18 protein-coding genes are annotated in these 18,719 nt (G+C 31.0%); 16 read left to right on the top strand and 2 right to left on the bottom strand.

Translation table 11 applies throughout. The features are described 5' to 3' along the window. Window positions 1-4: 4 nt before the first annotated feature. From KA926_RS03110 to KA926_RS03045, 14 genes are all read left to right on the top strand, one after another. Window positions 5-1,021: an NAD-dependent epimerase gene (locus KA926_RS03110; protein ID WP_210143592.1), complete on the top strand. Its 1,017-nt coding sequence runs from the start codon at window positions 5-7 to the stop codon at window positions 1,019-1,021. Then, the gene (locus KA926_RS03105; RefSeq protein ID WP_210143591.1) at window positions 1,018-2,166 is read left to right on the top strand and encodes a glycosyltransferase; all 1,149 of its coding nucleotides are present in this window, start codon (window positions 1,018-1,020) and stop codon (window positions 2,164-2,166) included. The genes KA926_RS03110 and KA926_RS03105 overlap by 4 nt, the downstream gene beginning before the upstream one ends. Continuing rightward, window positions 2,159-3,433, top strand: coding sequence for a nucleotide sugar dehydrogenase (locus KA926_RS03100; RefSeq protein WP_210143590.1), 1,275 nt, complete (start codon window positions 2,159-2,161; stop codon window positions 3,431-3,433). Before KA926_RS03105 ends, KA926_RS03100 begins: the two co-directional genes overlap by 8 nt. Further along, window positions 3,433-4,584, top strand: a complete 1,152-nt coding sequence (locus KA926_RS03095; RefSeq protein WP_210143589.1) for a glycosyltransferase family 4 protein — start codon at window positions 3,433-3,435, stop codon at window positions 4,582-4,584. The genes KA926_RS03100 and KA926_RS03095 overlap by 1 nt, the downstream gene beginning before the upstream one ends. Window positions 4,585-4,604: 20 nt before the next feature. Beyond that, the gene (locus KA926_RS03090; RefSeq protein ID WP_210143588.1) at window positions 4,605-5,198 is read left to right on the top strand and encodes a sugar transferase; all 594 of its coding nucleotides are present in this window, start codon (window positions 4,605-4,607) and stop codon (window positions 5,196-5,198) included. After that, entirely contained in the window at window positions 5,198-5,815 is a 618-nt protein-coding gene (locus tag KA926_RS03085; protein WP_210143587.1) for an acetyltransferase, read from the top strand. Before KA926_RS03090 ends, KA926_RS03085 begins: the two co-directional genes overlap by 1 nt. 6 nt (window positions 5,816-5,821) lie before the next feature. After that, the gene (locus KA926_RS03080) at window positions 5,822-6,952 is read left to right on the top strand and encodes an aminotransferase class I/II-fold pyridoxal phosphate-dependent enzyme (protein ID WP_280953908.1); all 1,131 of its coding nucleotides are present in this window, start codon (window positions 5,822-5,824) and stop codon (window positions 6,950-6,952) included. Between the two features lie 24 nt (window positions 6,953-6,976). Beyond that, window positions 6,977-7,915, top strand: coding sequence for an LCP family protein (locus KA926_RS03075; RefSeq protein ID WP_210143586.1), 939 nt, complete (start codon window positions 6,977-6,979; stop codon window positions 7,913-7,915). Window positions 7,916-8,079: 164 nt separating this feature from the next. Further along, window positions 8,080-8,775 (top strand): CoA transferase subunit A, encoded by a 696-nt coding sequence (locus KA926_RS03070; protein ID WP_107385851.1) that lies wholly within the window; start codon window positions 8,080-8,082, stop codon window positions 8,773-8,775. 1 nt (window position 8,776) lies between these two features. Beyond that, window positions 8,777-9,427, top strand: coding sequence for a 3-oxoacid CoA-transferase subunit B (locus KA926_RS03065; RefSeq protein ID WP_210143585.1), 651 nt, complete (start codon window positions 8,777-8,779; stop codon window positions 9,425-9,427). 146 nt (window positions 9,428-9,573) lie between these two features. After that, window positions 9,574-9,984, top strand: a complete 411-nt coding sequence (locus KA926_RS03060; RefSeq protein ID WP_210143584.1) for a hypothetical protein — start codon at window positions 9,574-9,576, stop codon at window positions 9,982-9,984. Between the two features lie 9 nt (window positions 9,985-9,993). Beyond that, on the top strand, window positions 9,994-10,959 hold the full coding sequence (locus KA926_RS03055; protein ID WP_210143583.1) for an ornithine cyclodeaminase family protein: 966 nt from the start codon (window positions 9,994-9,996) through the stop codon (window positions 10,957-10,959). Between the two features lie 471 nt (window positions 10,960-11,430). Next, a complete protein-coding gene (locus KA926_RS03050; protein WP_210143582.1) occupies window positions 11,431-12,372 on the top strand; it encodes an NAD-dependent epimerase/dehydratase family protein in 942 nt (313 codons plus the stop codon). An 11-nt stretch (window positions 12,373-12,383) separates the two neighbouring features. Further along, window positions 12,384-14,900, top strand: coding sequence for a glycosyltransferase (locus KA926_RS03045; RefSeq protein ID WP_210143581.1), 2,517 nt, complete (start codon window positions 12,384-12,386; stop codon window positions 14,898-14,900). A 156-nt stretch (window positions 14,901-15,056) separates the two neighbouring features. On the opposite strand, the gene KA926_RS03040 is transcribed toward KA926_RS03045, so the two are convergent. Then, the gene (locus KA926_RS03040; RefSeq protein ID WP_210143580.1) at window positions 15,057-16,124 is read right to left on the bottom strand and encodes an acyltransferase family protein; all 1,068 of its coding nucleotides are present in this window, start codon (window positions 16,122-16,124) and stop codon (window positions 15,057-15,059) included. Window positions 16,125-16,327: 203 nt separating this feature from the next. Here KA926_RS03040 and KA926_RS03035 point away from each other — a divergent pair, with 203 nt between their 5' ends. After that, window positions 16,328-17,167: a sialate O-acetylesterase gene (locus tag KA926_RS03035; protein ID WP_210143579.1), complete on the top strand. Its 840-nt coding sequence runs from the start codon at window positions 16,328-16,330 to the stop codon at window positions 17,165-17,167. Window positions 17,168-17,299: 132 nt separating this feature from the next. On the opposite strand, the gene KA926_RS03030 is transcribed toward KA926_RS03035, so the two are convergent. Further along, window positions 17,300-17,605, bottom strand: a complete 306-nt coding sequence (locus tag KA926_RS03030; protein WP_154409580.1) for a monooxygenase — start codon at window positions 17,603-17,605, stop codon at window positions 17,300-17,302. Window positions 17,606-17,876: 271 nt separating this feature from the next. Between KA926_RS03030 and isaB the strand changes: the two genes are divergently transcribed. Continuing rightward, complete coding sequence (gene isaB, locus KA926_RS03025; protein ID WP_210143578.1) at window positions 17,877-18,464, top strand: immunodominant staphylococcal antigen IsaB family protein; 588 nt, start codon at window positions 17,877-17,879, stop codon at window positions 18,462-18,464. Window positions 18,465-18,719 lie beyond the last annotated feature (255 nt).

Raw genomic sequence — 18,719 nt, 5'->3', positions numbered from 1 at the left:
AATCATGAAAATACTAATCACAGGTACTGCAGGATTTATTGGATCGCATCTTGCGAAAAAGTTAATTAAACAAGGTCATCATGTTATAGGCGTAGATAGCATAAATGATTATTATTCAGTTTCTTTGAAAGAAGATAGACTAGAATCCATAGGAAAAGAGAATTTTACTTTTTACAAATTAAAATTAGAAAATTACGAAGATTTAGTGAAAATATTTAAAGATGAAAAACCAGAAGTGGTTGTTAATTTAGCAGCTCAAGCGGGTGTTAGATACAGCATCGATAATCCAAAAGCGTATATAGATGCTAATATTGTTGGTTTCGCGAATATACTTGAATGTTGCAGACATTTTGATATACAAAATTTAATTTATGCATCATCAAGTTCTGTATATGGCGCAAATACTTCCAAACCATTTAGCACTTCGGATAACATAGATCATCCGTTAAGTTTATATGCTGCAACTAAAAAATCTAATGAATTAATGGCACATACGTATAGTCATTTATACAATTTGCCAACTACCGGTTTAAGATTTTTCACAGTATACGGACCATGGGGAAGACCAGATATGGCACTATTTAAATTCACAAAAGCGATTGTAAATGATGAGGTTATAGATGTTTATAATCACGGGAATATGATGAGAGATTTTACTTATGTGGATGATATTGTAGAAGCAATAAGTAGATTAGTGAAAAAACCTGCATCGCCAAATAAAGAATGGTCAGGTGCAAATCCAGATCCTAGTTCTTCTTATGCACCTTATAAAATATATAACATAGGAAATAACAGTCCAGTCAGATTAATGGAGTTTGTAGAAGCAATTGAAAATAAATTAGGAAAAGAAGCTAAGAAAAACTACATGGATTTACAACCAGGAGATGTACCTGAAACTTATGCAAATGTAGATGACTTGTTTAGAGATATTGATTTTAAACCAGAAACTACAATTCAAGATGGTGTAAATAAATTTGTTGATTGGTATTTGGAATATTACGAAAATGAGGTAGATAAATGAGATTAACATTTATACATGATCATAAATTTATCGAAATTAATAATGAATTTTATTCAACAGGTAAATTTAATCAGAAAATTTTAAACAGATATAAAGTTGGTGAAATAGATAATATACAAATAATTGCTAGGTTGCAGGATAATGAATATTCAGTTGAATCACTTTCTAAGATTTCTAGTGATTCAATAAATGTAAAACCAATAAGGTTTTTAAAAAATAAATATGATTTCTTCTTTAAAAAAAAGAAAATTGAAAATTTTTTAAAAAATAATTTGGATGTCAGTGATGCAATTATAGTTAGATTACCTAGTGAGATAGGGTACATTGCTTTAAAATATTTGAATAAAGAAAAATTTAACTATGGAATTGAAATGGTTGGAGATCCATGGGATGCATTATGGTATCATAATTCACCAATAGGAAAAATTATGGCCATTATAAATCGAAATAAAACTAAAAGTTTTTTAAAGAAATCTCCAACTAACATATATGTTACTAAATATTATTTACAAAACAAGTATCCAAGTAAAGGGAATAATTATAATGCATCTAATGTATTTATTGATGAAGTGAATGATGATTATAGAGTGAAAGAAGATGAAGTTTTTAGAATCGGTATGATAGCAAGTTTAGATACAAAATATAAAGGTATTGATACTGCTTTAAAAAGCCTAAAAAGATTGAAAAATAAGAATATTAATTTAGAAATTGTAGGAAACGGACCAAAAGAAAAATGGGAAGAAAAAATTGAAAAGTTAAACTTAAAAGAGAATGTAAGTTTAAAAGGTACATTAAAAGGTGGTTATTCAGTATATAAATGGATGCAGAGCCTTGATTTATATATACAACCAAGTTATACAGAAGGATTGCCGAGAGCTCTTATTGAAGCAATGTCAAACGGTGTACCCGTTCTAGCTTCAAACGTAGGAGGCATACCAGAACTTTTATCGGATAAATATATGCATAATGCAAAAGATTATAAGACTTTTGCCAAACAAATATTTAAAGTATATGAAGATACTGAACTTAGGAGAGAAATGTCAAAAGAAAATATTGAAATTTCTAAAAATTATTTAAAACAAAATATAGACGAACAAAGAATTTTATTTATTAAATCAATATATGGGAGTTTTAAAAATGAATAAAAATATAGCTGTTGTAGGTTTAGGTTATGTGGGATTACCAGTAGCTGTGACTTTTGGAAATAAACATAAAGTGATTGGATTTGATATTAATGAGTCAAGGATTCAAGAACTAAAAAATAATTACGATAGAACAAATGAAGTGACTGAAGATAGATTAAAACAAACAAATATTGATTTTACTTCAAATGCAAATGATCTAAAGCAGGCAGATTTTATTATTGTAGCAGTACCTACGCCGATAGATAAACATAACAAACCAGATTTAACTCCATTATTAAAAGCTAGTGAAACGGTGGGGAAAGTGATTACGCCTGACACAATTGTAGTTTACGAGTCAACAGTATATCCTGGTGCAACAGAGGAAGACTGTGTACCTGTGTTAGAAAAACATTCAGGACTAGTTTGTGGTAAAGACTTTTTCGTTGGCTATTCGCCAGAAAGAATAAATCCTGGTGATAAAGTGCATACTTTTGAAACAATTACTAAAGTAGTATCAGGTCAAACACCTGAAGTGTTAGAAGTAGTTGCAGCCGTATACAGCTCAGTAGTTACAGCAGGAGTTCATAAAGCATCCTCAATTAAAGTGGCAGAAGCAGCAAAAGTAATTGAAAATACACAACGTGATGTGAACATTGCATTAATGAATGAACTTGCAATCATTTTTGATAAATTAAACATAGACACTAATGAAGTACTTAAAGCATCAGGAACAAAATGGAACTTCTTGAATTTTAAACCAGGGTTAGTAGGTGGCCATTGTATTGGTGTTGACCCATATTATTTAACACATAAAGCTCAGGAAGTTGGTCACCATCCTGAAGTTATCCTAGCAGGTAGAAGAATAAATGATAATATGGCTAAACATATTGCTTCTAATGTAATTAAAGAATTATTAAAGCAAGGATTAGAAGTTCAAGGTGCATCAGTGAATGTATTAGGTCTTACATTTAAAGAAAATTGTCCAGATTTAAGAAATACAAAGGTTATTCATATTATTGAAGAACTTAAAGAATACGGATTAAAAGTAACAGTGAATGATGTAGAAGCAGATAAAAACGAAGCAGAGAAATTGTTCAATCTTAATTTAAGAGATAAAAGTGAATTAAGAAAAGCTGATGTAGTATTATTTGCAGTTCCTCATAGTGAATATTTAAATGAATGTGATGATTATATTAATTTGGCAAAAGAAAACGGAATTATCATTGATATTAAAGGCAATATTAGCCATGAAGATGTTCAATCTAATCAAAAGCTTTGGAGGCTATAATGTTAAAAATTGTGCAAATTGCTGCAATTGAAATGACGCATATAAAACTTTTGAAAACTTTGAATGAAACGAGTGTTGCAAGTGGTATAGAAGTCCATTGTGTAAGTACTTTTGGTTCACAACAAAATGAAGTAAAACAGCAAGGTGTTCACTATCATAATATAAATATTGATAGAAATATCAATCCAATTAGCAATATGAATTCTATTTTGAAAATGGTAAAGTTATTTAAACAAATCAAACCAGATATTGTTCATGTTCATACTCCTATCGCTGCAGTTTTAGGCAGAATTGCTGCTAAGTTAGCAGGTGTGCCGACAATAATATATACAGCACACGGATTTTATTTCCATGAAGGTATGTCATTAAAGGCGTATAAATTTTATTTTAATATTGAGAAATTTATTGGGAAATACTTTACTGATTATATATTCACTCAAAGTGAGGAAGACTATCACACAGCTGTAAAAAATAACTTTTTAAAAAAATCTAAACAAAATAATTATCTTCATATTAGCAATGGTATAGACATAGATAACCAATTTAATTTTGAATTAATAAATAAAGATAACCTGACTAATTTAAAAAAAGAATTAAAAATCGAAGCTGACGATATTGTTGTAACTTTTATTGGAAGACTAGTTAAAGAAAAAGGAATATTAGATCTTTTAGATTCCTATAATAAACTGTCTTCGAATAATATTAAGTATATAATTATAGGTGATTTACCTGAAGGCGAAAGGGATAATGAAGCACAAGAAATGCTGAAAAAATATAAAAAAGAAAAAAATATTATTTTCGCAGGACAAATTTCTAATATTAATGAATATTTAGCTTTAAGTGATATATATTGTTTACCGTCTTATAGAGAAGGTATGCCTAGATCAATCATTGAAGCTATGGCAATGAAAAATGCAATTATTGCCACAAATATAAGGGGTTCGAGAGAAGAAGTAATTGATAATGAGAATGGTTTTTTAGTACCTTTAAAGGCAAGTATGTATATTGCAAATAAAATAGAAGAATTAGCAAATGATAAAAATAAATTAAAAAAATTTAAAGAAGCAAGTTTTATGAGAGCAAAAAACAATTATAATGAAGCGGATGTTGTCAAAAAGCAACTTGAAATATTTAGTCAAGTTGATAAGTAAGAAAGTGAGGGATCGAACTAATGTTAAAGAGAATGTTTGATTTGATAATTAGTATAAGTTTATTAGTTATTACTTCACCAATTTTAATAGTTTCATATCTATTGATTTCAAAGAAACTTGGAAAACCAGTATTGTTCAAACAAACTCGACCAGGGAAAAATGAAAAGCCTTTCGACATTTACAAATTCAGAACTATGACAACAGAGGTTGATGATAAAGGTGATCTATTACCAGATGATCAACGTATGACAAAACTAGGTTCTCAAATTAGAAATTCGAGTATAGATGAATTGCCACAATTAATTAACGTTTTAAAAGGTGATTTAAGCCTGGTAGGACCAAGACCATTACTAATGGAATACTTGCCTTTATATAATGAAGAACAAAGAAAGCGTCATAATGTTAAACCTGGCATTACAGGTTGGGCACAAATAAATGGTAGAAATGCAATAACATGGGAACAAAAATTTAAACTTGATGTATGGTATGCTGAAAACCAATCATTTAAACTGGATATGTATATTTTATATAAAACGTTTGAAAATGTATTGAAGAAAAAAGATATTAGTTCTGAAACTCATGTTACTGCAGAAAAATTTAGAGGTAATTTTTAATGAAGCATATAATCTTAATAGGTAATGGTGGCCACTCGAAAGTTATTAAAGATATTATTGATGCATCGCCAGACTATACAGTTGCAGGTTTTTTGGATAATAAGTTCTCTTCATATGAAGAGAATGAGGAATTTTTTTATGATAATTTAGATAATATCAATATATATAAGGAAGGTTACTATTTCTGTATTGCTATTGGTCATAATTTTATAAGAAATAAACTTTTTAAAGAAATGCAACTTGATAAAAAACAATTTCCATCACTGATACATCCGACTTCTAGTATAAGCCCAAGTGCTCAAATTGGATTTGGTACAGTTGTTATGCCTAATACTGTTATTAATGCAGATACACGAGTAGGAAATCATGCAATAATTAATTCAGGTGCAGTTATTGAACATGACAATATAATAGAAGATTATGTTCACATTTCTCCAAATGCAACACTAGCAGGAAGTGTTGAAATAGGAGCACGTTCACATATCGCTATTGGCGCATCAGTATTACCACAAATAAAAATTGGTAGTGATTGTATCGTAGGAGCAGGTGCGACCGTTATTAATAATGTTAATGACAAACAAATTGTTGTTGGTACACCAGCAAAACCCAAGGAGTGAGAGCAATTGACAAATGAACGAGTATATTTATCTAGACCACATATGGGTGGGAATGAACAATCTTATATATCGAAAGCATTCGAACAAAATTGGATAGCACCATTAGGAGAGAATGTTACAGAATTTGAAAATAGTATAAAATCTTATATCAATATAGATGAAGCATTGGCTGTTAGTAGTGGTACTGCAGCAATACACTTAGCACTTATAGAGAGTGGTGTAACAGAAAATGATTATGTATTTTGTACATCTTTAACTTTCTGCGCGACTTCTAATCCGATTTTATATCAAAATGCTATCCCTGTATTCATTGATTCTGAATTAGATTCTTGGAATATGTCGCCAGTCGCGTTGGAAAAAGCGTTTAAAGAATTTGAAAAAAAATCAATTAAACCAAAAGCTGTTATAGCAGTTAACTTGTATGGACAATCTGCAAAATTAGATGAAATCAAATCAATTTGTGATACATATAATGTAACTTTAATAGAAGATGCAGCTGAATCATTGGGCGCTGAATTCCAAGGTAAAATGAGCGGTAGTTTTGGTGATTTTGGTATCTTTTCATTCAATGGTAATAAAATTATTACAACAAGTGGCGGCGGCATGCTAGTAACAAAAAACAAAGAATCCAAAGAACACGCACTTTTTTTAGCAACACAAGCAAGAGATAAAGCAATACATTATCAACATAGTGAATTAGGTTATAATTACAGATTAAGTAATATCTCAGCTGGTATTGGCCGAGGACAAATGGAAGTATTAGAGCAACGTGTTCAAAAAAGAAGAGCAATTTTTGATAAGTATTATCAAGAGTTGTCAGATATTGAAGGTATTGAATTTCAACCGGAATTACCTAACTCCAAGTCAAACAGATGGCTAACTGCATTAACAATTGATGAGAAAAAGGCTGGATTTTCGGCAAATGATGTAATTACTGCACTTAGCAAAGAAAATATAGAAGCGCGACCTGTTTGGAAACCAATGCATTTACAACCATTATATGAACAATATGAATTTATTTATGATGGTGTAGATAATGCTAAATACTTGTTTGAACATGGGATTTGTTTACCTTCAGGTTCAGATATGGATACAAAGGTTCAAGAAAAAATTATTCAAATAATAAAAAAATTATAAATTAAATAAAAAGAAGGTGGATACATGGAAAGAAGAAAAAAGAAAAAATCCACGGTAAAAAAGGTTGTTCTCACTGTATTAATCATTTTAGCACTGCTAATTATTATAGCTGCAGCATTTATATTCTATAAACTTACGTCATTAAATAGTTCAATTAATGATCCACTTGATAGAAAACATTCTGAACTTAGAGATGGGCCAATAAAAAAAGGAGAGCCAATTTCAATAGCGCTTTTTGGTATAGACTCTGATGAAGTCAGGAATTCAGAACACGGTGGGCAAAGATCAGATTCAATCGTACTTCTGTCAATTAATCCAAAAGATAAAAAAACAGAAATGATTAGTGTGCCGCGTGATACACATGCTGAAATTGTTGGTAAAGATACAGAAGAAAAAATTAATCATGCCTATGCCTATGGTGGTCCAGATATGGCAGTGAAATCTGTAGAAAAGCTAATGGATGTACCTATTGATCATTATGCAGCCATAAATATGGATGGTGTTTCTACACTTATAGATGAAGTTAATGGTGTAGATGTTGTTAGTAATGCAACTTTCAATGTTAGAGACTATACCTTTGAAAAAGGTAAGAAATATCACATGGATGGTAAAGAAGCATTAGCGTTTATGCGGAGTAGGAAAGAAGCAGGTGCTGGTGGAGATGAAGGAAGACAAGCGCGACAACAACTTGTTATCGAAGCAGTAGCTAAGAAATCAATGAATCCAAGTTCAATACCGAAAATCAATTCAATATTTAACGCGGTAGAGGATAACGTCAAAACTGATTTGAGTTTAACTGATTTAAACGGTATTCGATCTGATTATAAGAGTGCACAAAAAAATGTGAATCGTCATACTTTAAATGGTGAAAATACATTAGGTGATGATGGATTATACTATTTTTATCCAAGTAATAATGACCAAATAGTTAAAGATTATAAAGATAATTTGAATTTAAAATAACTAATACTTAAAACCGTCAACACTAAAAAAGTAGTTGGCGGTTTTATTATATGAATATTTATTTATGAAAACGCCAACATGAAATAAAAGACTTCGCAAAAAATTTCAAGTATAATTGTTTTTAATACTAGGTATTAATTTTAAAAAAGAAGTGAGGTTATAACATGTCAAAGGTCATTCAAGATATACATACAGCGTTTGAGCATTTAGATGATGGCATGACAGTGCTCGCCGGTGGTTTTGGACTATGCGGGATACCAGAGCATGCCATTGAAGCAATTCGGACAAAAGGTACAAAAGGATTAACCGTAGTGAGTAATAACTGTGGTGTTGATGATTTTGGACTAGGTCGCTTACTAGAGAAAAAACAAATAGATAAAATGGTCAGCTCATATGTTGGTGAAAACAAAATATTTGAACAACAGCTGATTAATGGTGAGTTAGATGTAGCACTAACACCTCAAGGTACGTTAGCTGAAAAACTACGTGCAGGAGGTGCGGGTATTCCAGCATTTTACACAAAAACAGGTGTGGGTACTTTAATTGCTGAAGGTAAAGAAACACGTGAATTTGACGGTGAAACGTACATTATGGAACGTGCCATTACAGGTGATTTTGGTATTGTGAAAGCTCAAAAAGCGGATACATTTGGTAATTTAGTATTTGAAAAAACAGCGCGTAATTTTAATCCTTTATGTGCCATGGCAGCTAAAACTACTGTCGTTGAAGTAGAAGAAATTGTTGAATTAGGTGAAATTGATCCAGATGATGTACATCTATCAGGTGTATATGTGGATTATATCTATCTAGGCAAGCATTTTGAAAAACGTATAGAAAAACGTACAGTGAAGGAGGCATAACATGGATAAACAAACACAGCGTAAGAAGATTATTCAACGTGCAGCACAAGAAATTCAAAGTGATATGGTGATTAATTTAGGTATTGGTATGCCAACGCTTGTAGCAAATGAGCTCAATGATCATGTGAAAAATGTTTTTTTTCAATCTGAAAATGGTTTGCTTGGTATTGGTCCATATCCTACTGAAGATGAGGTTGATCCTGACTTAATAAATGCAGGTAAAGAAACGGTTACTGCTGCTAAAGGTGCATCCTATTTTGACAACGCAGAATCATTTGCCATGATACGCGGGGGGCATATTGATTTAGCAATTCTTGGAGGCATGGAAGTTTCGGAAACAGGAGATTTAGCGAACTATATGATACCAGGCAAGCTTGTAAAAGGTATGGGCGGCGCTATGGATTTAGTGGTTGGTGCTCAGAAAGTAGTCGTTATCATGGATCATATGAATAAGCACGGTGAATCTAAAATAAAAGCAAAATGTGACTTGCCATTAACTGGCGCAAGTGTTGTTAATACGTTAATCACAGATTTAGCTGTTTTTAAATTTGAAGATAAAGTTATGAAATTGGTTGAACTTCAAGAAGGTGCCACACTTGAACAAGTACAAAAGTATACAGCTGCTTATTTTGAAAATTGTTTGAATCGTTAGGTGTTTTTCGAGATGTCATACGATCTATTCCTAGATAAGCCATTTGTTATATTAAAAAATTAATCTTTAGCCAAGCTTAAAATTCGGTTTAAGTATGTTATTGTAACATTATAGCTTGAATTGATTACAAAGGTGCGAAGATTGATATGAGGCAAAATGCAGAACTGAAAAGTATTGTTATTGCTATTATATTTGCAGCGGCTGCAGATGTGGTTCCTGATGGAATATTTCATAAAATATTGTTGCTAATAGGTATTTTAGCATTTATTTATATGTTGATTACACATTTAAAGTTTACGTTATATCATATTAAAATAGAAGATAATCAGCAACAAACATGGTTTAGTGTGAAAATGGATTATTGGTTGCTGTTTATTAAAAATATGATGGCCATAACGCTATTATTAGCGATATATTGTGTGTCTGTGTATGTCAATAATCATATGGCTTGGATTATCATTCCTTTACTTATCGTTGGATTTATAGGATTAATCCTATTTGAAAATAAAATGGAAAAGAAGAGTAACATTTTAGAGTCAGAAAATGTAGAAGAATAGAGGTGGCTTATGCAATTTATTGATGCACATGAACAAGCAGAATTATTAAACATGGAAGAAGTCGTTGAAGCGGTTGCAGAATCTTTACAGGCCTATTCTGAAGGGAAGACGGATACCCCTTTACGTTATGTACTTCCTTTTAATGAAGATAATCGTTATCTGGTTATGCCGGCCCTATCTGATGAATTGAAAGTTGTGGGTCTCAAAACAGTAACAGTTTCACCTAACAATACAAAGATAGGTAAAAATACAATCGTCGGATCTGTTATATTATCAGATTATGAAACCGGTGAAACATTAGCTGTATTAGAAGGTTCATACTTAACCAAGATTCGTACAGGTGCAATTTCTGGCGTAGCTACAAAATATCTTGCCCGTGAAAATGCAGAAACATTATGTGTCATAGGCACAGGTGACCAAGCACAGGGATTAATTGAAGCTGTACTAGCTGTTAGAGATATCAAGCGTATTCAACTTTATAACAGAACATATCGTAAAGCTGTGACATTTGCAGAAACAGTACAACAGCAATATCAATCCGTAGATGTGACAGTGATGGAAAATGTTGATGATGCTATATCTAATGCCGATGTTATTGTCACAGCAACCAACGCCACACAACCTGTTTTTAATAAACCATTAGATGCTGGGGTGCATGTGAATGCTGTGGGCTCTTTTAAACCAGACATGCAGGAGTTACCTTCACACGCTATAGCCAATGCCGATAAAGTAGTTGTAGAAGCATCGGAAGCGGCGTTAGAAGAAACTGGGGATTTAATTACCCCTATGGATGAAGGTTTATTTGGAGAAAAAGATTTATATGGAGAATTAGGCGAAATCGTTGGTTCTAATTTAGCTGGACGCGAAAGTGATGATGAAATTACTGTTTTTAAATCTGTAGGTGTAGCCATTGTAGATATTATTGTTGCTAATTATTTTTATCAAAAAACACAAGAAAACAATGATGCACTTTAAGTTATATAAGGTCGACAGAGTAAAATTTTGATAGTTTATAGTAAATTCTTAAGCGTTTCGCCATATCGCTTTATAGTATAATGTAGGTATTATTTTATCCTTTAAAGGAAACTTATGGTGGAACGCTTTTTATGATACTTTTCTAAGCTAATCTTTTTAAACACCACTTACACTAATAGTAGAACATATTATAACTCATTTCATTTATTGGGGAACCAAAAGAATTTTTGCAAAGGGCATGGTGTTATTATTCAATTATTATTAAGTTTTTACCTCAATTTCTTTTGATTTGTTCGTCAAAATTGTTAAACTTGTATTAATATATAGAAAATGTTAATTAACTAAAATTATAATTTTATTTGTAATACTATTGCGTTTTTTATAATAAAAGTTAGTTGTATGAAGTAACATATTTTATTAAAAGCATTGACGATAAATATCTTATGACTTGAATATATAGGAGGAGAAAAAATGAAAATACTAATTACAGGTGGTGCTGGATTTATTGGCTCACATTTAGCAGAACATTTTAATAATGATAATGAGGTGTTTATATTAGACAATTTAAGCACAGGCCATCGTTCGAATGTTAAATTTATAGATGATGCACATTTCATTGAAAATGATGTGGTTAATACATCTTTTGTGACATCATTAGTAGAGCAAGAACAATTTGATATTGTTATTCATTTAGCAGCAGTAGTTAGCGTTGTAGAAACAATAAATGATCCTATAAAGTCTCAATCTGTCAATATAAATGGTACATTGAATCTCTTAGAAGCCAATCGTCAATATAACCATAATTTGAAGAAGTTTATTTTTGCTTCATCAGCAGCTGTATATGGCAATACTGAGGGGTTGCCAAAACAAGTTGAAACATTTATCGATCCGGAATCACCTTATGCTGTCGAAAAATATGCTGGGGAACAATATACAAAAATTTACAATACGCTATACAACCTACCAACAACTGCTTTAAGATTCTTTAATATATATGGACCGAGACAAGATCCTCATTCACCATACTCTGGTGTGTTATCCATTATAGATAAAAAATTTAAAAATAATGAAACATTCACATTTTTTGGGGATGGAGAACAAACAAGAGATTTTGTATACGTAAAAGACTTAGTGCAAGCGGTTTCAATCATGATGGATAACGCAACAACGAATGGCCAAATATATAATTTAGCTACTGGTAAACAAATATCACTATTAGAAATTTTCGATAAATTCAAACTGGTTTATAATAAATCTATAGACTATCAGTTTGCTGAATCAAGAAGTGGGGACATCAAACATTCTTGTGCTGATATCAAAGGTTTGGAAGCGCTAGGATTTAAGCCACAATATGATATTGTGTCAGGTTTAACAGAATATATTAAATACTCGAATACAGATAAGATAAACTAAGAGGTGGAAGAATGATTGGTAAAACGAAAAAGTTTGTATTAAATCAAACGAAAAGAAAATTAAAATTCATTTCTGAACCATTGAAATTACAACTAAGAAGTAAGTACACAAAAAATATTATGCATTATGCAAATCTTTATAAAACGATTGAAGTAGATAACAAACATATTTTGTATCAAGTTAGAGACGGACAAAGCATGACAGATAGTCCTTATGCGATATTTAAATATTTAATGAACCATCCTGATTATCAAAAATATATACATATTTGGGTCGTGGCATCTAAAAAAATGCAAAAAGCATTTTCTAAAAAATATAGTAAATATAAAAATGTAAAATTTATTGTAAAAGAAAGTGAAGACTATTTACATTATTTAACAAAGAGTAAATATCTTATTAATAATGCTACATTTCCAACGTATTTTACGAAAAAGCCAAATCAGATATATGTAAACACTTGGCATGGTACGCCATTAAAGGCAATGGGTTTAGATATCAATCATAATTTATTAGAATCACAAAATACAATTCGCAATTTTTTAAGTTCTGATTATATCATTTCACCTAACCAACACACGACAGATATTTTTAAAAAAGCATTTAAATTAGACGGTTTAAACGATGAAGCAATTTTAGAAATTGGTTATCCTAGAATAGATGCTACGTTAAATGCACAGTCAAAAGAAGTTATACAAAAATTAAAAAAACAAGGCATTAAATTAACAGATGCACCGATTTTACTCTTTTCACCAACGTGGCGTGGCCAAACGGTGAGTTCACCAGAAGATAATATTGAAGAAATTGAAGCGCTGATTGAAGCATTAAATAAACAAACACGTTACCAAGTATTATTAAAAGTGCATCCGTTTATTTATAAAAAAGCAGTAGGTAATAAAAAATTAAAGAAATACTTAGTAGAGGATACGTTTGATACAAATGAATTACTCAGTATTGTTGATTTGCTCGTAACTGATTATTCAAGTATCTTTTTTGATTATTTAGTTACAGATAAACCTATAATTTTTTATACACCTGATTATAAAGCCTATGAAGAAGATAGAGGATTTTATCTTTCTGTGGATAGTCTCCCAGGACCAAGTGTACACTCAATTGAAGCATTGGTAGCTACTGTCAAAGAATCACAAAATATGTTAGCGCAATATCAGGGAAACTATCAAAAATATAAACAAAAATTTGTGAATTATGATGATGGTCAAGTCACGGAAAGAGTCGTCAACCAAGTGTTTCATCACGACGCACCCCGAAAAGGTGATCAAAATAATAGAAAAGAACGTATTTTAATATATCCAGGTGGTATGAAACCTAATGGCATAACAACATCGATTCTAAATTTATTAGAAAATGTTGATTATGATAGATATGATATTACAGTTTACCTTGGATTTAATAGAAATAAAGATGTCATAGATAATCTATATAGCTTAAATAACAATGTGAGAGTTATTTTGAGAAGAGGCCCATTGTTAGCCAACACTTCAGAATACTATCGTAATCTATTGGTTCGCAATAGAGGCATCAAATCGAAAATTGAAGAAAAAATTTATCCTGAAGCAATGTATCAACGCGAATTTAGAAAAGTGTTTGGTAATTCAGAATTTGATGTAGTTATGGATTTTAGTGGCTATGCGATGTTTTGGTCTGAAATCTTGTTAGCAAGTAATGCTAAAAGAAAATTAATCTACTTACACAGTGATATGAAAATGGATATGGAGCGTAAAGTGAACGGTGTGAGACCACATTATGCCAATTTAAAAGGTGTAATGTCCTTGTATCCTTATTATGATAAGCTCGTAAGTGTTTCTGAAGTGACCAAGCAAGAAAATGTTAAAAAAATAGCAAATAGAAAAACAAAAGAAAAATTTAAATCATCGATGAATACAATTAATTTAGATAGAATTTATAATTTGGTGGATGAAGATAATGATATCTTTATGAAAAATGGTGAGCGTGTCATCGTTAGAGAACAGGATAAGCAAATTACAAGCGTGCCATTCCAAAAAGCTGATTTTAAAGTGATGACTATGGGAAGATTATCACCTGAAAAAGGATTTGATAATTTAATTCAAGCGTTTAGCGGTGTCGTGGAAGCAAATCCTAATGCGAAATTATATATTTTAGGAGATGGTCCACTCAAAAACCAATTAAGTAAGTTAATTGACTCATTAGATTTATCAGAACATGTATTTTTAATGGGGCAAAAAAGAAACCCATTTAATATTATGAGAGACTGTGATTTATTTGTTTTACCATCTTATTATGAAGGACAATCAATGGTCTTATTAGAAGCGTTAACCGTAGGCATAGATATTTTGGCATCAGATATACCAGCCAATCAATATGTCCTTGACTATGGTAAATACGGTATGTTGAGTTTTAACGATGCTGAATCATTACAAACAAGCATACAACAGTTTATTAATAAGGAAACACCTGCTTATGCTAAATTTGATCCGGAGTTATATAATAAAGAAGCAATTGAACAATTTTATCATTTATTAGATGATTAAAATATCAAATAACTAAGGGATGAGCAATAATACTCAATCCCAAAATAAAGGACGCATCCATATGAAGAGGATGCGTCCTTTTTATATTTAAAATCTTTCGATTTATACTGTGCTTGTTTATTTGAAATGCTTTGTTTATACAACAACCTTTGCACATTAACTATGATGTTTATAGTTATTAATGACCATAGGATGTAGCGTATTTCTTCCTACTATAATTCTTACATATGGAATAAAAGATAGTATTATTGCTAACCCAATACAAAATCCAAGGGTGAAAATAGTACTTAGGATTAAAAATAGTGTTGGGAACGTAACAAATGATGCCAACGATCTAGAAATAAAGTCTACAATAATCTGATGTGCTAAATAAATGAAAAATGATATTTCACTAATTAAAAACACAAACACTAAGTTAAATCGAGTTAAAAATTTCGATATATAGACGATAAATACAAAACTGATTGCAGAAAATAAGACTAAGTCAAATCGATTAGATTCATTTAAATGTACATCTAAATAAGAAAAGTTAAATGCCATATAACATAAAGCCAATAGCCATATCAATAGCAGCCAAACTAAATGACGTTTTAAAAATTGAATAACAGAGTCATAATATTTACCGAAATAGAAACCGACAACAAAGTAAAATAACCAATATAAAATAATCGTTCTACTAAATAAAGGATAAAAATCCCAGAATGCAAGATAATCATTACTGTAATACATTAAATAAGAATGTCCAAAACTAATAATAAAAGTAATGACAAGTACAACTATAGGATTGGCTTTACTCAATAATTTATAAAATAAGCGATGTAGTATGTAAAACTGAAAAATAACGAGTACAAACCAACCGAAAAATTTACCTTCTAAGACGATATTTAAAAAGATTTCCCAAAATGATTTATCTGAACTATCACCAAGAAATAGCCTGAAAGTGACAAATAAACCAAATAAAGCATAAGGAATTAAAATAAATTTCATACGTTTAAGTAAAAAGTTTTGCGGAATTTTATTTGAATACCGCATGCCTAATAACGTTTCCGACAAAATAATAAAACACGGTGTTGCAAATAATAAAATAACTTGTAAAAAACTAAAAAATGATTTTTCAAATTGTGAAATATGATAATCGTTTACTAAACCGGTTAAACAATGGACGATGACTATTGCGATACAAAATATCGCCCTAGCATAGGTGAGTTCCATTTTCCTTTCCAAAATCAAAACTCCTCTCAAAATCCATTCCATAATATGATAATTAGTATTAAAAGTAAAGTTTATATGAATTTAGTTTTATAATCATTTTATATAAAGCGTGGCAACTCATAATATAGTAATTGAGTAAGATTAATAAAGAATGATATGATTACATATATTTAAAATAATCATTTAAAACCTTAAATAGTGAAAGGAATCGGTTTATGAAATCAATTTTACTTATTGGTCAATCAAATATGGCAGGACGAGGTTTTTTAGATGGTGTAAAGCCAATCATTGATGAACGTATTTTTATGCTTAGAAATGGTAGATGGCAAATGATGGAAGAACCAATACATAGTGATCGTTCTGTAGCAGGTATTGGACCAGCAGCATCGTTTGCAAAGCGATGGTTAGATGATCATCCAGATGAAACAATTGGGTTAATTCCATGTGCTGATGGGGGTACTTCCATTGAAGAATGGTCGGATAAAAGCATGTTGACACGGCATGCTTTAAGTGAAGCTAGATTTGCCATGGAAACTTCTGAATTGATAGGTGTTTTATGGCATCAAGGTGAAAGTGATAGTCAAAATAATAAATATCAAACATATGAAGCAAAATTATCACATTTAATTCAATTTTTTAGGACAGAACTGGGATTACCTAAACTTCCCTTTGTCATTGGATTGTTAGGAACGTTTTTAGGAAAAGAAGGATTTGGCGCTAGTGCTATAGAGTATCAAGAAATTAATAAAATAATAAAAAATGTAGCGCAGAAAGAGTCACATTGCTACTTTGTTACAGCAGAAGGCTTAACAGCAAATCCAGATGGTATTCATATAGATAGTTTCTCTCAACGATTGTTTGGAATTAGATATTATGAAGCATTTTCAAGCGCAAAGAACGTCGTAAATCGTTTAGAGAATGAGAGCGAAATTGAAAAAGATTTATATAAAAGTGAATTCACAAAAAATGAACAAATATATATGCTTGTTGCTAGGTTATCTAAAAATAAAATAACGTATCAAGATTTTATCAATGAAATGTCTCAACTGAACTAGTAATCACCTGAGAAGTCATCATTTTTAAAGTATTCATTTTATTCGCTTCATTAACGCCTAAAAAAGCCTTTCAAAACGCACTTCTTTTGTGTGGATTTGAAAGACTAGTTGTATTTTATCGTTCAAGTTCGGCTATGTTAATCTTCCATGTGTGATTTTAGTAAGTGTGTCATTCGTAGCAAATATTTTAGCATTTACATTGGGTACACCCATGGATTTAAGGCGTTCACTATGCATATTTAAATAGTTTTCAGCATTTTCGTAGCTATCAAATGCATAAATGCCACCCGCTTCTTTTTCATCAGCATTTTCTGTCCATATCTTCCATAAAAAACCTGGTTCCTCATTTATAGATTTCGCTAAATCAGCGAATTGTGTGGACATTTCTTGGCCAAAAGGACCATCGATTGGAAAATCAACTTGTAAAATATAAATCATGATAAACCATCCCTTTTAAATTATTTATTACGCTTACTATACCAATTTATGTTAAATCGCATAAATTTTTGGCTCAAATCGTTTACTGATAGGTATTATCACAACTTTTTGAATGATCTTATTGGTATATCAATAAAGCATTTTCATATATAATTTCCATTATTTTGTAAATAAAGTGTAAATTTACTTGCAAATAAAATAGAGAGGTGTATGATGAGAGTGAATAATTACACTTTGCATATAGGAGACTACAAATAAGGAGTGATTTATTATGCGTAAAGTCGGAAAGTTAATTTCAGCAACTGTCGTAGTATCTACACTGGTCGTTGGTACTTCAGCAGCATATATCTCAACGAGTAGTCCAACAGCGCAAGCAGCAGAACAAGTCCAAAAATGGGGACACGGTGAAGGTGGCGCAAGCGGTGCAAATAGTGAAAATGGTGTTCGTTCTCAAGCACAAACAACACCTTGGTATAATTACGAAGGTTATACAACATATGACCCGTCATTTACACAAGATTATAACTTCGTACGCGCTTTGAAATATGATAATGTCACGATCGATGGTTATAAAGTTGACACTGATGCCAAAAAAGAATTTGATCATTCTAAGAAAGTTTATGATACAAGCGTAGAATTTAACAGTGACAATGAAGTAGTACAACTCACTTTCTTCACGAAACCTGATTCTGTATCTAAAGCAACGTTTAAGAAAGCACATGCTTCAAATGAAATCATAGAAGATGGAAAATTAGGCAATGGAGATGGCACTTATGTAAAATACGCGACAAATAATGGTTTTTATACTGCATTCTTTGATCAAAATGATAATTTGGTAGAAATAACAATTGGTCAGTAATTAGAATGATGTTTATAAAAATAGGATACAATTAAGAGATGATTTGAAATGATATGTTTTTGATTGTAGTAACATTCAATTTAAATGAAAGTGTACTCTAGGCTGGGGCATATTAAATGTCTCAGCTTATCTTGTTGTATAGCCATTAAAAAAATAGTTTTCATTTAGCAAATGTATCAGCATTTTTGCTGATTATTGTTACTGAAGATATACCGTCATTTTGAATTATATCTATAACTTAATGCGTATGTTTAA

This window comes from Staphylococcus sp. GDY8P94P (genome assembly GCF_017892255.1).
Taxonomy (GTDB): Bacteria; Bacillota; Bacilli; order Staphylococcales; family Staphylococcaceae; genus Staphylococcus; species Staphylococcus cohnii.
The sequence above is the reverse complement of the archived record's forward strand: the minus strand, read 5'-3'. Positions and strand labels throughout refer to the sequence as shown.

Excerpts from the sequence above, each read along its gene's own strand:
- KA926_RS03045 (WP_210143581.1), top strand. The coding sequence starts at position 12,384 with ATGATTGGTAAAACGAAAAAGTTTGTATTAAATCAAACGAAAAGAAAA.
- KA926_RS03090 (WP_210143588.1), top strand. The coding sequence starts at position 4,605 with ATGTTAAAGAGAATGTTTGATTTGATAATTAGTATAAGTTTATTAGTT.
- KA926_RS03065 (WP_210143585.1), top strand. The coding sequence starts at position 8,777 with ATGGATAAACAAACACAGCGTAAGAAGATTATTCAACGTGCAGCACAA.
- KA926_RS03075 (WP_210143586.1), top strand. The coding sequence starts at position 6,977 with ATGGAAAGAAGAAAAAAGAAAAAATCCACGGTAAAAAAGGTTGTTCTC.
- KA926_RS03085 (WP_210143587.1), top strand. The coding sequence starts at position 5,198 with ATGAAGCATATAATCTTAATAGGTAATGGTGGCCACTCGAAAGTTATT.
- KA926_RS03030 (WP_154409580.1), bottom strand. The coding sequence starts at position 17,605 with ATGATTTATATTTTACAAGTTGATTTTCCAATCGATGGTCCTTTTGGC.
- KA926_RS03035 (WP_210143579.1), top strand. The coding sequence starts at position 16,328 with ATGAAATCAATTTTACTTATTGGTCAATCAAATATGGCAGGACGAGGT.
- KA926_RS03100 (WP_210143590.1), top strand. The coding sequence starts at position 2,159 with ATGAATAAAAATATAGCTGTTGTAGGTTTAGGTTATGTGGGATTACCA.
- KA926_RS03055 (WP_210143583.1), top strand. The coding sequence starts at position 9,994 with ATGCAATTTATTGATGCACATGAACAAGCAGAATTATTAAACATGGAA.
- KA926_RS03105 (WP_210143591.1), top strand. The coding sequence starts at position 1,018 with ATGAGATTAACATTTATACATGATCATAAATTTATCGAAATTAATAAT.
- KA926_RS03060 (WP_210143584.1), top strand. The coding sequence starts at position 9,574 with ATGAGGCAAAATGCAGAACTGAAAAGTATTGTTATTGCTATTATATTT.
- KA926_RS03110 (WP_210143592.1), top strand. The coding sequence starts at position 5 with ATGAAAATACTAATCACAGGTACTGCAGGATTTATTGGATCGCATCTT.
- KA926_RS03095 (WP_210143589.1), top strand. The coding sequence starts at position 3,433 with ATGTTAAAAATTGTGCAAATTGCTGCAATTGAAATGACGCATATAAAA.
- KA926_RS03050 (WP_210143582.1), top strand. The coding sequence starts at position 11,431 with ATGAAAATACTAATTACAGGTGGTGCTGGATTTATTGGCTCACATTTA.
- KA926_RS03070 (WP_107385851.1), top strand. The coding sequence starts at position 8,080 with ATGTCAAAGGTCATTCAAGATATACATACAGCGTTTGAGCATTTAGAT.
- isaB (WP_210143578.1), top strand. The coding sequence starts at position 17,877 with ATGCGTAAAGTCGGAAAGTTAATTTCAGCAACTGTCGTAGTATCTACA.